The 13,970-nt window shown below is 73.0% G+C and carries 14 protein-coding genes; 9 read left to right on the top strand and 5 right to left on the bottom strand.

Annotation, left to right across the window (positions count from 1 at the left end; genetic code table 11):
• Positions 1-59: 59 nt before the first annotated feature.
• From PSU4_RS18485 to PSU4_RS18475, 3 genes are all read right to left on the bottom strand, one after another.
• Complete coding sequence (locus PSU4_RS18485) at positions 60-488, bottom strand: hotdog fold thioesterase (RefSeq protein ID WP_373866076.1); 429 nt, start codon at positions 486-488, stop codon at positions 60-62.
• A 15-nt stretch (positions 489-503) separates the two neighbouring features.
• The gene (locus tag PSU4_RS18480; RefSeq protein WP_147109968.1) at positions 504-1,391 is read right to left on the bottom strand and encodes a DNA glycosylase AlkZ-like family protein; all 888 of its coding nucleotides are present in this window, start codon (positions 1,389-1,391) and stop codon (positions 504-506) included.
• 92 nt (positions 1,392-1,483) lie between these two features.
• Positions 1,484-2,335, bottom strand: a complete 852-nt coding sequence (locus PSU4_RS18475; RefSeq protein ID WP_147109966.1) for a class I SAM-dependent methyltransferase — start codon at positions 2,333-2,335, stop codon at positions 1,484-1,486.
• A 325-nt stretch (positions 2,336-2,660) separates the two neighbouring features.
• On the opposite strand from PSU4_RS18475, the gene rpsA reads away from it, so the two are divergent.
• The 5 genes from rpsA to PSU4_RS18450 all read left to right on the top strand — a co-directional run bounded on the left by rpsA (position 2,661) and on the right by PSU4_RS18450 (position 7,801).
• Positions 2,661-4,130 (top strand): 30S ribosomal protein S1, encoded by a 1,470-nt coding sequence (rpsA, locus tag PSU4_RS18470; protein WP_147109964.1) that lies wholly within the window; start codon positions 2,661-2,663, stop codon positions 4,128-4,130.
• A 283-nt stretch (positions 4,131-4,413) separates the two neighbouring features.
• Positions 4,414-5,148 carry a hypothetical protein gene (locus tag PSU4_RS18465; RefSeq protein WP_147109962.1) on the top strand — a complete coding sequence of 245 codons (735 nt, stop codon included), beginning with the start codon at positions 4,414-4,416 and terminating at the stop codon, positions 5,146-5,148.
• A 17-nt stretch (positions 5,149-5,165) separates the two neighbouring features.
• The gene (gene coaE, locus PSU4_RS18460) at positions 5,166-6,320 is read left to right on the top strand and encodes a dephospho-CoA kinase (RefSeq protein WP_246115198.1); all 1,155 of its coding nucleotides are present in this window, start codon (positions 5,166-5,168) and stop codon (positions 6,318-6,320) included.
• Positions 6,321-6,459: 139 nt separating this feature from the next.
• Positions 6,460-7,302 (top strand): RNA polymerase sigma factor, encoded by an 843-nt coding sequence (locus PSU4_RS18455; RefSeq protein ID WP_147109960.1) that lies wholly within the window; start codon positions 6,460-6,462, stop codon positions 7,300-7,302.
• Entirely contained in the window at positions 7,295-7,801 is a 507-nt protein-coding gene (locus tag PSU4_RS18450; RefSeq protein WP_147109958.1) for a hypothetical protein, read from the top strand. Before PSU4_RS18455 ends, PSU4_RS18450 begins: the two co-directional genes overlap by 8 nt.
• 3 nt (positions 7,802-7,804) lie before the next feature.
• On the opposite strand, the gene PSU4_RS18445 is transcribed toward PSU4_RS18450, so the two are convergent.
• Positions 7,805-8,305, bottom strand: a complete 501-nt coding sequence (locus PSU4_RS18445) for a ribonuclease FAU-1 family protein (protein WP_147109957.1) — start codon at positions 8,303-8,305, stop codon at positions 7,805-7,807.
• Between the two features lie 95 nt (positions 8,306-8,400).
• Here PSU4_RS18445 and uvrB point away from each other — a divergent pair, with 95 nt between their 5' ends.
• From uvrB to PSU4_RS18425, 4 genes are all read left to right on the top strand, one after another.
• Positions 8,401-10,596, top strand: coding sequence for an excinuclease ABC subunit UvrB (gene uvrB, locus PSU4_RS18440; RefSeq protein ID WP_373866075.1), 2,196 nt, complete (start codon positions 8,401-8,403; stop codon positions 10,594-10,596).
• A gap of 133 nt (positions 10,597-10,729) precedes the next feature.
• A complete protein-coding gene (locus PSU4_RS18435; protein WP_147109955.1) occupies positions 10,730-11,974 on the top strand; it encodes a glycosyltransferase 87 family protein in 1,245 nt (414 codons plus the stop codon).
• Positions 11,975-11,979: 5 nt separating this feature from the next.
• Positions 11,980-12,327, top strand: coding sequence for an MmcQ/YjbR family DNA-binding protein (locus tag PSU4_RS18430; RefSeq protein WP_147109953.1), 348 nt, complete (start codon positions 11,980-11,982; stop codon positions 12,325-12,327).
• 113 nt (positions 12,328-12,440) lie between these two features.
• A complete protein-coding gene (locus PSU4_RS18425) occupies positions 12,441-12,863 on the top strand; it encodes a VOC family protein (protein ID WP_147109950.1) in 423 nt (140 codons plus the stop codon).
• A gap of 157 nt (positions 12,864-13,020) precedes the next feature.
• On the opposite strand, the gene PSU4_RS18420 is transcribed toward PSU4_RS18425, so the two are convergent.
• Positions 13,021-13,935, bottom strand: coding sequence for a LysR family transcriptional regulator (locus PSU4_RS18420; protein ID WP_147109948.1), 915 nt, complete (start codon positions 13,933-13,935; stop codon positions 13,021-13,023).
• Positions 13,936-13,970 lie beyond the last annotated feature (35 nt).

Below are 13,970 nucleotides of genomic sequence, written 5' to 3'. Positions count from 1 at the left end.
CCGTTACCTCCTGTGGGTGAATTCGTGCGCGGCCGGACGGTCGGCGGTGGAGCGCACGCTTACTCCGTCGTCGGGCGGGTGTCCCGGTGCAGGCAGGTCAGCTTGGCCGTGCACGTCCGCCGGCCCTCCTCGTCGACGACCACGATCTCCGACGTCGAGGTGCTGCGGCCGACGTGCAGCGGCCGGGCCGTGCCCGTCACGAAGCCGGACGTCGCCGCGCGGTGATGGGTGCAGGCGAGCTCGAGGCCGACGGGGAACCGTTCGGGCAGGGCGTGCAGGGCCGACAACGTCGAGCCCAGGGACTCGGCCAGGACGGCACTGGCGCCGCCGTGGAGCAGACCGAACGGCTGCAGGTTGCCCGCGACGGGCATGCGGCCGACCACCTCCTCCAGCGACATCGACACGATCTCGATGCCCATGCGGGTCGAGAGCAGCTCGGCGGGGTCGATGCGGGGGCCGGGGAGGGAGTCGAGGTCGGCGGGATCGATCGGCACGGCCGGACCCTATGCGAGAGACGGGCCGGTGCCGATCACGACGTCACCCGTCCCGAGCATGGCGGCCCACGCGCGGGCCGCGACGGCGACGTCGGGCAGCGGACCGGCGCCCAGCGGGCTCAGCGTCACCGTGAGCGTGTCGCCGCGGACCTCGTGCTCCCAGGTCGCGACGATGCGCCCGTCGTCGACGAGGACCGGCGAGATCCAGCCCGCCGTGCGCGACACGTGCTTCTCCGTCCCCTCCGGCAGGGCGCGGCGCCGATGGCTGCGCGGCGCGATCGTCCAGACGTCGAAACCGGGCAGCAGCAGCGGCGGGTCGGCCGCGCCGGGGCCGCCGTCCGTGCCCGCGAGCTCCTCGGCGTCGTCGGCGGCCACGACGAACCCGTTCCCGCCCTCCACCCGGACGTCGACGAGGGCGTCGGCGTTCGCGCGCAACCGGGCCCGGGCCGGCGGGGGCTGCTCACCCCACCAGTGCGCGACGTCGGCGAGCGTCGCCGGACCGTTGGCGCCCAGGAACCGCAGCAGCAACGCCCGGTCGGCCTCCACGGCGTCGACGTGGGGGATGGTGCGGCCCAGCCATCCGGTGGGGGAGACGAAGGTGGACCGGGTGCCGTCGGTGGGGCCGAAGCAGAGCAGCCCGCGCGCCGCCGCCGGTTTGAGGAGCAGGCCCCAGCTCGTGGAGAGAGCCTCGGTGACGGTCGGGTCGCCGAGGTGGGCCTGGATGCGGTCGGCGAGCTCGAGGCGCCCCAACGGTTCCGCGCCCAGCACCTCGCCGACGGCGTCGGTGATGGCATGCAGCTGTGCGGGGGTGACGCCGTGCGCGCGCTCCCAGGAGGGCGGGAACCTCCGACGGGCCTCCCGTGCGGTGAGCGCGCCCCGCCAGGTGGCGGCGGGCACGCCACCGGGTCACCTGCCGCCACGTCACGTCGAGTACGTCCGCCACGCCCGCGATCACACCACTGGCCGCCGACGGTCCGGCGCCGTCCAGGTCAGGCGGGGCGGTGCGTCACGAAGATCGCGGTGCCGGGGAAGAGCCTGCCGCGCAACGGGGACCACTGGCCCCAGACGCGCTCGTGACCCTCGGGCCACTCCGGTTCGACGACGTCGTCGAGGACGAGCCCGGCGGCGACGACGTCGCGGATGCGGTCGCCCATCGTGCGGTGGTGCTCGACGTAGGTGGCGGCGCCGTCGTCGTCGACCTCCAGGTACGGGGTGCGGTCGAAGTACGACTGGCCGACGACGAGCCCGTCCGGTCCCGGGTCGTCGGGGAACATCCAGCGCATCGGGTGGTTGACCGCGAACACCCAGCGGCCGCCCGGCCTGAGCACCCGGCAGACCTCCCGCATGACCTGGCGGGGGTCGGCGACGAAGGGCACGGCGCCGTAGGCCGAGCACGCGATGTCGAAGGACGCGTCCGCGAAGGGCAGGTGCTCGGCGCCGGCCTGCACCAGCGGCACGACCACACCGGTGCCGGTGCCGGCCGCGCGGGCGTGGCGCAGCATCGACGCGGACAGGTCGAGTGCGACGGGGTGGGCCCCCTGCGTGGCGAGCCAGCGCGAGCAGGGTGCGGACCCGCAGCCCACCTCGAGGACCCGGCGGCCCTCGACCTCGCCGAGCAGCCGCGCGTCGGCCTCGTGCAGCGCCTCCGGGGACCACACGAAGTCGACCTGCCCGATGTCGGCGAGGTGCTCGTCGAGGTAGTCGTCGGCGTCGGCGTCCCACCAGGCGCGGCTGGCCCGCTCGGACTCGGCGGGCCCGACGTCGCGGCGGGCGATCCCGGCCGTGCCGAGGACGGCTTCGGCCGAGGCGCCGGGACTCACGCCCTGCTCACCGGCGCTCACGGGGCGTCACCGCTAGGGCGGCGTCCGGCGGTCGCCGGGGTTCGGGTGGGCACGGGTGCATCGTCCCAGCTGACCCGGTCCGTCCAAGGGGGACCCGCGTTGCCCTGATCTCACGCCGCCGCGTAGCATGAACCACAGACCGTGGTCAACGCGGCGGACACCGCAGGGCCTGCGCCCGGGGACCGCCCACCGCGGCGTCAGCACCATCCAGCATGATCTGCATGACCCACCGATACAAAGGGTGACAGCTACAACGTCACAGCGACACACATCCACCCAGGTCACCACGACCACGCCGATATCCAGCACCGGAGCAACCCACTACATGTCCACCGACACCACCGCCGCCCCGACCAACTCGACCCCGCAGGTCGCGATCAACGACATCGGGTCGGAGGAGGACTTCCTCGCCGCCATCGACCAGACGATCAAGTACTTCAACGATGGCGACATCGTCGAGGGCACCATCGTCAAGGTCGACCGTGACGAGGTCCTGCTCGACATCGGCTACAAGACCGAGGGCGTCATCCCCTCGCGGGAGCTGTCGATCAAGCACGACGTCGACCCCGCAGAGGTCGTCGAGGTCGGCGAGTTCGTCGAGGCCCTCGTCCTCCAGAAGGAGGACAAGGAAGGCCGCCTGATCCTGTCCAAGAAGCGCGCCCAGTACGAGCGCGCCTGGGGCACGATCGAGGCCCTCAAGGAGGCCGACGAGCCGGTCGAGGGCACCGTCATCGAGGTCGTCAAGGGCGGCCTGATCCTGGACATCGGGCTCCGGGGCTTCCTCCCGGCGTCGCTGGTCGAGATGCGCCGCGTCCGCGACCTGCAGCCGTACGTCGGCCGCAAGATCGAGGCCAAGATCATCGAGCTGGACAAGAACCGCAACAACGTGGTCCTGTCCCGCCGGGCGTGGCTCGAGCAGACCCAGTCCGAGGTCCGCAGCGAGTTCCTCAACCAGCTGGCCCGCGGCCAGGTGCGCAAGGGTGTCGTCTCCTCGGTCGTCAACTTCGGCGCCTTCGTCGACCTCGGCGGTGTCGACGGTCTGGTGCACGTGTCCGAGCTGTCCTGGAAGCACATCGACCACCCGTCCGAGGTCGTCGAGGTCGGCCAGGAGGTCACGGTCGAGGTCCTCGACGTCGACCTCGACCGCGAGCGCGTCTCCCTGTCGCTCAAGGCGACGCAGGAGGACCCGTGGCGCCTGTACGCCCGGACCCACGCGATCGGCCAGATCGTCCCGGGCAAGGTCACCAAGCTGGTTCCCTTCGGCGCGTTCGTCCGCGTCGAGGAGGGCATCGAGGGTCTGGTCCACATCTCGGAGCTGGCCGAGCGCCACGTCGAGATCCCGGAGCAGGTCGTCCAGGTCGGCGACGACGCCATGGTCAAGGTCATCGACATCGACCTCGACCGGCGCCGCATCTCGCTCTCGCTCAAGCAGGCCAACGAGGGCATGACGGCCGAGACCGAGTTCGACCCGACCCGCTACGGCATGGCCGCCGAGTACGACGACCAGGGGAACTACATCTACCCCGAGGGCTTCGACGTCGACTCCGGCGAGTGGCGCGAGGGCTTCGAGTCGCAGCGTGAGGCCTGGGAGAAGGAGTACGCCGAGGCCCACGTGCGCTACGAGCAGCACATCGCGCAGATCAAGAAGACGGCCGAGGCCGACGCCGAGGCCGCTGCCGACGGTGGCGCGACCAACTACTCCTCGCAGGGTGGGGAGCCGGCCGAGTCCGGCGGCTCGCTGGCCAGCGACGAGCAGCTCGCGGCGCTGCGGGAGAAGCTCTCCGGCGGAGCGTGATCGTCTCCTCGCCGGGCGGGTGACCGTCCGGTGAGGACCGGCGGCCCCGGTGATCCTCGTGATCACCGGGGCCGCCGTCGTTCGCGCGCCCGTGCGGTGCGGTGCGGTCGGGCGGCCTCCGCGGCTGTGACTCCAGGTGGCTGTGTGGCGTCGACCGATTGCCGCACCGCGGATCCGTCTTCGCCGTTCGGTTACGAAAGAGACGGTCACGATTGGGCGGCTATCGCCGATCGGTAGGGCGCGTCGGCGCCGTTGATCTTGTTCGCCCCCTAACGTCGTACCCGTGCGGTACTCGTGGCGTCAGCGGTTGGTCACCGCCGGCGTCGCCCTGGTCGCGGTCCTCACCCTCGCGGGTGTGAGCGGCTGCGCGCGCGGCCCGGGCGATGCCGAGTCGCTCGCCGTCCCCACCTTCCCCGGATCGACGACGACCGCGGGCGGCCCCGGCACGAAGGAGGACGACGGACTGCCCGACGACTGCTCGGGCCTCATGGCCGCCGACGACCTCGGGGCGATCTTCGCCCAGCCCGTCGGTACCGTCGTCGTCCGCACCATCCGCGGTGTCCCGGCCCCCTCCGTCGGCCGCATCGAACGCGTCGCCTGCACCTACAGCCGTGCCGGCGAGACCGGATCGGCCGTCGCACCACTCGTCGACGTCAACATCGGCCGCTACACCGACGACGCCGCGGCCCGCAACCAGTGGAAGGTCAACTCCGACGCCGAGCGCGCCGGCGCCACCGCGACCGACGTCGCGATCGGCGACGCGGCCGCCGTCGTCGTCAGCAGGCCCAAGGAGACGACGATGCTCGTCTCCTACCGGCTCGACACCCTGACCTTCGTCCTCCCCGCCGCGCAGGGCGGGGCCCGCGCGCCGCAGGACGTGCTCGTCGACCTCGCCCGCCGGATGATCCCGACGCTCGTCGCCACCATGCCGCCGTCGTCGACCGCGCCGCCGGGACCGGCCACACCGGCCGCCACGACCTCCGGCCACGACCCCGCGGCCGGTGCGCTCGGCCGGTGATCGGTAGCGTGACGCCCGTGGCGGACGTCGCGCTGATGGTGGGGCTCACGGGCGGGATCGGATCGGGCAAGTCGACGGTCGCGAGGCGGCTCACCGAGCTCGGTGCGGTCCTCGTCGACGCCGACGCCATCGCCCGCGAGGTGGTGGCCGGGGGCTCCGAGGGGCTGGCCCGCATCCTCGACGAGTTCGGGCGGGAGTTCGCGGGCCCCGACGGCGAGCTCGACCGGCCCCGCATGGCCGCCGCCGTCTTCACCGACCCCGGCGCCCGCGAGAAGCTCAACGGCATCGTCCACCCCCTCGTGCGGGCCCGATCCGCCGAGCTCGTCGCCGCCGCCCCGGCCGGCTCGATCGTCGTCCAGGACGTCCCGCTGCTCGTCGAGGGCGGCATGGGGGCCGGGTTCGCGCTCGTGGTCGTCGTCCATGCCGACGAGGAGGTTCGCGTCGGGAGGCTCGTCGGCAGCCGGGGGATGGCCGAGGACGACGCACGCGCCCGCATCCGCGCCCAGGCGAGCGACGAGCAGCGCCGCGCCGCCGCCGACGTCCTGCTCGACAACTCCGGCACCCCCGACCGGCTCCGCGCGCAGGTCGACGAGCTGTGGGAGCGACGGCTGGTCCCGTTCCGCGACAACATGACCGCCGCGACCCCCGCCCCGCCCGACGTCCCGGACCCGCCCGACGTCCCGGGCCAGTCCGATGTCCCCGCACGGTCCGATGTCCCTGACGCAGGTGCTGCCGCCCACGCGGCCGCCGCCGCCCGGCTCGTGGCCCGGGTGGGCGCCGCCGCCGGAGCCCGCTCCCGCGGGGTCGAGCACGTCGGGCCCGGTGCCGTCCCCGGCCTCCGCCCGCCCGGCCTGATCGACCTGGTGCTCGTCGTCGACGACCCCGCCGCCGACCCCGCCGCCGACCCCGGCCCCGCGCTCGCCCGCATCGGGTTCGTCCCCGACGGTGCGGCGCGCTGGGGGAGCGCCGACCCGGCCCGCCCGGCCCGGTTGCGCGCCTTCGCCGCCGACGATCCCGCGCTGCGCGCCGAACTCCTCGTCCGCGACCGGCTCCGGGCCGAACCGCACGACGCGGACGTCTCCTGGCAGCCCCCGGACGGGTGGTCCCGGGAGGCCGTCGAGGTGGCGGAACGGTGGGCCGTGTCGACCGGCTGGGTGCTGCCGTTACGATGAACGGGCCCTTCCAGCCGATGTGACGGGTCGGCCGATGTAACGGCATCGGGACGCCCCCCGATGGTCAGGTGGTGGATCGTGCGAGCTCCCCTGCTCGCGCACGGCCCGCTGTTCCGAGACGAAAGGGAAGACCACGGTCGTGAGCGCCCTCGTGGACCATCGCTCTGACCCCGGTGACCCTGCGCGCAGCCGCGGGTCCTGGCCCGCAGGCACGGGTCCGGACGCGTCCGCCGCGCCGCACGACCGGGCACACACCGACGAGCGGTACGACGCCGCCGACGGCTACGGCTCTGCCGCCGGCTACGGCTCAGCCGACGGCTACGGCGGTGACGACGCCGCCGCCGGCTACGACGACTACGACACCGACGACGCGCCGTACACCGAGCGCGACGCCCGGTACGTGCCCGTCGAAGCGGACGCCGGACCCGGCGGCCGCGTCGCCGAGGCCGAGCAGGACGCGGAGAACGCGCCCGTCGGCCGCCAGCGCGCCCAGTTCGGTCGCCACCTCGAGGCGCACTACCCGCGGCTCGTCGCGCAGCTCTACGCCATCACCCTCGACGCCGGCCAGGCCCACGACCTCGTCCAGGAGGCCTACGCCCGAGCCTGGCGCACCTGGCCCGAGATCGTCCGCCGCGGCGAGCCGGCCGACTGGGTGCGCCGCGTCGCCGTCTCCACCTCGATGCGCAGCTGGAGCGCGATGGTCGGCCGCCTCGCGCGCCGCAACCCGCCCGAGATCGAGACGATGGAACCCCGCGCCGCCGCCCTCGTCGGCGCGCTGCAGCGCATCTCGCCCGCCGAGCGACGGGCCGTCGTCCTGCACCACATGGTCGGCATGCCCGTCGCCGACATCGCGGCGCTCGAACGCCGCCCCGAACGCAAGATCGAGGCGCGGCTCGTCCGCGCCAGGCTCGCCGTCACCGAGGACATGGGGGACGTGTTCCTCGACATCCTCGGCGCGGAGGTAGGGGACGACCGTGACTGATCCGCTCCGCGTCGTGAACGAGGAGTTCCGCCGCCTCGACGACGAGCTGGCCGCGGGGGTCGCCCTCCCGCCGGTCGACGACGTGATCCGCCGCGCGGGCCGGCTCAACCGGGCCAGCACGGCCGCCGCGGCCGCGGTCATCACCGTCGGGGCGCTCGGCGGGATCACCGCCGTCGCGCAGGCGTCGCAGCCCGACACCGTCGCCGCGCCGGGCGGGCCGCTGCCCACGGGCGCCGTCCTCGCGCCGCCCGCGCCGGTCGTCTCCACGACCGCGCCGACGAGCACGACGACGACCCGGGTCGCGCCGCGGACCACCACGAGGAAGACGGTCCCGAAGACCACGACGACGGTGCCGAGGACGACGACGGTCGCGCCGACGACCGTCGCTCCGCCGGTGACGACCGTCGCGCCGACCACCCGGAGCTCGACGACGCGTAGTCAGTCCTCGGCGCCTGCCGCGACCGGTGCCGCCGGCCTCCTCGAGACCGTCCCGGAGTAGGCGTCAGTCCCAGGTCAGCGTGACCCCCTCGGTCGCGAGCCAGGCGTCGAGGTCGTTGCCGTGCGCGGCCAGCGCCGCGACGGTGGCGCAGGCGCGCTGCATCCCGTACTCGGCGAGCGCCGGGTCGAGCACACCCGTGGCGACGGCCCCGACGAACTCGTCGACGTCGATCACGGCGGTCTCCCGGCCCGTCCTCACGACGACGTCGAGGTACAGGTCGGTCATCGTCCAGCACGGGCTACCGGGCTCGATGTGGGCGATGTCGAGGTAGAAGTCCTGGTCGCGGACGTGGCCCGGGGTCCACTCCCAGACGGCGACCCCGATCCCCAGCGCCGGCAGGAGCCACTGCCGCAGCCAGGTCGCGCTGGGGCGGTTGACGATCGCGCGGCTCATGTAGAGCCCGAACGGCTCGACGCGGTAGGTGGTGACCTCCCGGACGAATCCCTTGTTGTCGGTGTTGACGGCGGCGTCGACGTCGAAGGTCTGCATCTTCGGCGGGTGCACGACACGATCCTCGCAGCCGACCCGGCCGCGCTGTATCCCATGAAGGAGTCCGGCGCGGGCGGGAAAACGTCGGTGGGGGCTCGTACCCTGGGTTCGTGGCATTCGCGACAGAGGTCCCCGGAAGCGCCGCCGAGACGCACATCCGGCAGGGCATGCCCGTGGCGCACTCCGAGCACCGCCCGGTGGGCGACATCCCGCGCACCGGCGGGCGGTTCGAGGTGGTCAGCGAGTACAACCCGGCGGGCGACCAGCCCACGGCGATCGACGAGCTGGAGCGCCGGCTTCGGGCCGGCGAGCAGGACGTGGTGCTGCTCGGGGCCACCGGTACCGGGAAGTCGGCGACGACGGCGTGGCTGATCGAGCGCGTCCAGCGGCCCACGCTGGTGATGGCGCCCAACAAGACGTTGGCGGCGCAGCTGGCCAACGAGCTGCGGGAGATGTTGCCGCACAACGCGGTCGAGTACTTCGTCTCGTACTACGACTACTACCAGCCCGAGGCGTACATCGCGCAGACCGACACCTACATCGAGAAGGACTCGTCGATCAACTCCGATGTCGAGCGGCTGCGGCACTCGGCGACGCAGAACCTGCTGTCGCGCCGCGACGTCGTGGTGGTGGCGTCGGTGTCGTGCATCTACGGCCTGGGCACGCCGCAGTCCTACCTCGACCGGTCGGTGCAGCTGGGCGTCGGCACCGAGGTGGAGCGCGACCAGCTGCTGCGCGCCCTGGTCGACGTGCAGTACACCCGCAACGACATGGCGTTCGCCCGTGGCACGTTCCGGGTGCGGGGCGACACCGTCGAGATCATCCCGGCCTACGAGGAACTGGCCATCCGCATCGAGTTCTTCGGCGACGAGATCGAGGCGCTCTACTACCTGCACCCGCTCACGGGCGACGTGGTGCGCCAGGTCGACACCGTCCGCATCTTCCCGGCCACGCACTACGTGGCCGGCCCGGAGCGGATGGAGCGCGCGGTGCGCGACATCGAGGCCGAGCTCGAGGAGCGCCTGGCCGAGCTGGAACGGCAGGGTAAGATGCTGGAGGCGCAGCGGTTGCGCATGCGCACGCAGTACGACATCGAGATGATCCGGCAGGTCGGGTTCTGCTCGGGCATCGAGAACTACTCGCGCCACATCGACGGCCGCGGCGCGGGCACGGCCCCGGCCACGCTGCTCGACTACTTCCCCGACGACTTCCTGCTGGTCATCGACGAGTCGCACGTGACGGTGCCGCAGATCGGCGGCATGTACGAGGGCGACATGTCCCGCAAGCGCAACCTGGTCGAGTTCGGGTTCCGGCTCCCGTCGGCGGTCGACAACCGGCCGTTGACCTGGGAGGAGTTCGCCGACCGGATCGGGCAGACCGTGTACCTGTCGGCCACCCCGGGCAACTACGAGCTGTCGCGGACGGGCGGCGAGTTCGTGGAGCAGGTCATCCGCCCGACGGGCCTGGTCGATCCCGAGGTGATCGTGAAGCCGACCAAGGGCCAGATCGACGACCTGGTCCACGAGATCCGGCTGCGCACGGAGCGCGACGAGCGCGTCCTGGTCACCACGTTGACCAAGAAGATGGCCGAGGACCTCACCGACTACCTGCTGGAGCTGGGGATCCGGGTCCGGTACCTGCACTCGGAGGTCGACACGCTGCGCCGCGTCGAGCTGCTGCGGCAGCTGCGCACGGGCGAGTACGACGTGCTGGTCGGCATCAACCTGCTGCGCGAGGGTCTCGACCTGCCGGAGGTGTCGCTCGTCGCGATCCTCGACGCCGACAAGGAGGGCTTCCTGCGGTCGGGCACGTCGTTGATCCAGACGATCGGGCGTGCGGCGCGCAACGTGTCCGGTCAGGTGCACATGTACGCCGACACGGTCACGGAGTCGATGCGGCACGCGATCGACGAGACCGACCGGCGCCGCGCCAAGCAGGTCGCCTACAACGAGGAGAAGGGGATCGACCCGCAGCCGCTGCGCAAGAAGATCGCCGACATCCTCGACCAGGTGTACCGCGAGGCCGAGGAGGGTGAGGTCCCTGTCGGCGGGTCGGGCCGCAACCAGTCGCGGGGCAAGCGCGCCGCGGGTGAGCCGGGTCGTGCCTCGGCGAGTGCGGGGATCGTCGCGGGCCGCGACACGGCGAACATGCCGCGCGCCGAGCTGGCCGACCTCATCCAGCAGCTGTCCGACCAGATGCTCGCCGCCGCCCGCGATCTCCAGTTCGAGCTCGCGGCGCGGCTGCGCGACGAGGTGGCCGACCTGAAGAAGGAGATGCGGGGGATGGACGCGGCCGGTATCAGGTGACCTCCGGTGATCACCGGCGGGTCGGGGCGCGGTGACGCGCAGCGTCGCGTTGCTCGCCCCGTGCGACCGGGCGTGACGGGCCTTGGCTACCGTGGTGCGTGACCTGCACCGCGTCAACGGCCGGAGGACCTGCGTGACCGTCTCGAGCATGCCGTCGGCTGCGGCTGCGCTCGGTAAGGGGCTGCGTGGCCGCCTCACGGTGCCGCGCAGGACCTTCGTGGTCACCGTGCCGATGCTCGCGGTGGCGCTCACGGCGCTGCTGCTGCACACGCACGGCTACCACATCGACCTGGAGGTCTACCGGCTCGGCGTCGACACCTGGCTGGCCGCCGGCGACATGTACGGCCCGCTCCCGCCCACGGTGAGCGGCCTGGCCCTGCCGTTCATCTACCCGGTGTTCGCGGCGATGGTGCTCACCCCGCTCGCGCTGGTGCCGTGGGCGGTGGCGTGGATCGCGCTGTTCGCGGTGTCGTTCGCGAGCCTCGCGGTGACGCTGTACGTCGTCGCGCTGCGCTGCTGGCCCGCGGGCGGACGTGGCGGTGCGCTGGCCGCGGCGTCGCTGGGGCTGCCGTTGGCGCTGTGGATCGAACCGGTCCTGGAGACCTTCGAGTTCGGCCAGGTCAACCTGGTGCTCATGGCGCTGGTCGCGGTCGACTGCCTGGCGGTGCGCACCCGCTGGCCGCGGGGCCTGCTCGTCGGCCTCGCCGCGGCCGTCAAGCTGACCCCGGCCGCGTTCGTGCTGTTCTTCCTGCTGCGCCGCGACTACAAGGCCGCGGCGGTCACGGCCGTCACCGCCGCAGCCGCTACGGGGCTGGGCTTCCTGGTCGACCCGGCGTCGTCGGCGCGCTACTGGTTCGGTGGCCCGGCCTCCGGCGTCAGCGGCTCGCTGTTCTACACCAACGAGACGGTCCAGGCCGTGCTGGCGCGGATGGGCGTCGCCGGGTTCGCGTTGACGGCGATCTGGGCGCTCGCGTCGCTGGTCCTGCTCGCGCTCGTCGTGCCGGTCGTCCGCCGCGGCGACGCGCCGCTCGCCCTGGTCACCGTCGCCGCGTTCGCGCTGCTGGTCTCGCCGACGTCGTGGTCGCACCACTGGGTGTGGATCGCGCCGGCGCTCGTCGTGACGGTCGCGCACGCCCTGCGGGACCGGTCGGTGGGCTGGGCGGGCGTGTCCGCGGTGCTGGTGGTCGCGTTCTACGTGGCGCCGTTCCGGTTCCTGCCCCACGACGAGGGCCGCGAGGCGCACTGGAACGGCTGGGAGCAGGTCGCGGGGGCGACGTATGTCATCGTCGCGGTCGTACTGCTCGCGGTCGGCTGGTGGCAGTACGGGCCGGGCCGGGAGCGCCGGCTCGCCGCCGCCGCGCCGGCCGCCGGGGCCTGAGCGCGGTGGACCACGCCGAGCTCGTCGCCTACGCGCTGGCCAAGCCGGGCGCGACGGAGGACGAGCCGTGGGAGGGCGACACCGTCGCGAAGGTCGGCGGCAAGATCTTCGCGTTCCTCGGCGGCAACGGGCTCGGCGTGAAGTGCGGCCGCGACGCCGATGAGGCCGCCGAGCTGCGGCATCGATACCCGGACGCCGTGTCGATCATGGCCTACATCGGCCGGTACGGCTGGAACACCGTCGACCTCGACGTGGCCGCGGGCGCGATCCCCGACGACGAGCTGTGCGAGCTGGTCGACGCCAGTTACGAGGCGGTCGTCGCGAAGCTGCCGAAGTCGAAGCGCCCGCGCTGAGCAGGCTCCGGTCTCCGGGCCGGCTCCGTTGCTGTCCCGTCGGTCCCGGCCGGCTCTGTTGTCGTTCCGTCCGTCCCGGCCGGAGTGTCGGACCCGCGTGCCAGGGTGGGCGCATGGGATTCGGAGTCCAGATCACCGTCGACGCGCACGACCCCGGGAAGCTCGCCGAGTTCTGGGCGCTCGCCCTCGGCTACGTCGTGCAGCCCCCACCGCCCGGTTTCGATGACTGGCCGACGTTCCTGGTGTCCATCGGCATCCCGCAGGACCAGCACGACCGTGCATCCGCGCTTGTCGACCCCGACGGGGCCGGTCCGCGGCTGTTCTTCCAGAAGGTCCCGGAGGACAAGACGGCGAAGAACCGGGTGCACCTCGACGTGAACGTCGGCGCGGGCAGCGACGACCGGCAGGCCGCCGCGCGCGCCCACCAGGCCACGTTGGAGGCGGCGGGCGCGACGCTGCTGCGGGTCGTCGACGAGCCCGGCGGCTGGTGTCTGGTCATGCAGGACCCGGAGGGCAACGAGTTCTGCCTGCAGTGACCGCCGAGTTCGACAGGAGACTGGTGCCGACCATGATCGAACCAGCCTGACGTCGAACTCGGCGGGTCTGCCGGAGCGACCACAGTGCTCGGCCGCGGGCAACCACAGCGCTCGGCCGCGGGCAACCACAGCGCTCGGCCGCGGGCAACCACAGCGCTCAGCCGCGGGCAACGACCGCCTCGGCCTCGGCCCGGAGGGCGGCGAGCACCGCGGCAACCGCCGGGCGGGCGGCCGTCGCCGCCCGCGCCACCGCCTCCACCCGCCGCGCGGCCCGCACCCCACGCAGCGGGCGCCGTGCCAGCCGGCGGCCGCCGCGGTCGTCGGTGGACCAGCGGGGGAGCAGGGCGATGCCCAGCCCGGCGGCCACGAGCTCCTCGGTGACGGCGAAGTCGTTGATGCGCTGCACCACGCGCGGCCGGGTGCCGGTGCGCAGCGCGATCGTGCGGAGCACGTCGTCGACGGGCCAGCCGATGTTGACGCTGATCCAGTCCTCGCCGGCCAGGTCGGCCGGCCGCAGCCCACGCCGCCGCGCCAGGCGGTGCCCGGGCGGCAGCACGACGTCGAGCGGTTCGCGCAGCAACGGCACGCTGACCCAACGCCGGGCGTCGTAGTCGGGGCGCGGGGTGAGCTCGTCGTGGTGGGTGACGACGACGTCGGCGTCCGCGGTCAGCGCCGGCACGTCGCCGGGCACCATGTCGACGACGGCGGCGCGGATCCGGATCGGGCCCGTCGCGAACCGGGTGAGCAGTCCGGGCAGCATCATCCGGGCGCCGGAAGGGAACAACGACACCGTCACATCTCCGGCCGGTTCGGAGCGCAGCGCGTCGATCGCGGCCTGTGTCCGGGCCATCGCTGCCAGCACTTCCTCGGCCTGCTCGACGAGGACGACGCCGGCGTCGGTGAGCCGCAGGCCGCGCCCGGCGGGTTCGGTCAGCGGGGTGCCGACCTCCTCCGCGAGCGCCTTGAGCTGCTGCGATATGGCCGACGGGGTGTAGGACAGGGCGGCGGCGACAGCGGTGACGCTGCCCCGGTCGGCGAGCTCACGGAGCACCCGTAGGCGCTGAACGTCCATGAAGCAATTCTGAACGATCCGTTCAGTTCTTTTCG

The organism is Pseudonocardia sulfidoxydans NBRC 16205, assembly GCF_007989085.1.
Lineage (GTDB): Bacteria > Actinomycetota > Actinomycetes > Mycobacteriales > Pseudonocardiaceae > Pseudonocardia > Pseudonocardia sulfidoxydans.
The sequence above is the reverse complement of the archived record's forward strand: the minus strand, read 5'-3'. Positions and strand labels throughout refer to the sequence as shown.

Excerpts from the sequence above, each read along its gene's own strand:
- rpsA (WP_147109964.1), top strand. The coding sequence starts at position 2,661 with ATGTCCACCGACACCACCGCCGCCCCGACCAACTCGACCCCGCAGGTC.
- PSU4_RS18425 (WP_147109950.1), top strand. The coding sequence starts at position 12,441 with ATGGGATTCGGAGTCCAGATCACCGTCGACGCGCACGACCCCGGGAAG.
- PSU4_RS18420 (WP_147109948.1), bottom strand. The coding sequence starts at position 13,935 with ATGGACGTTCAGCGCCTACGGGTGCTCCGTGAGCTCGCCGACCGGGGC.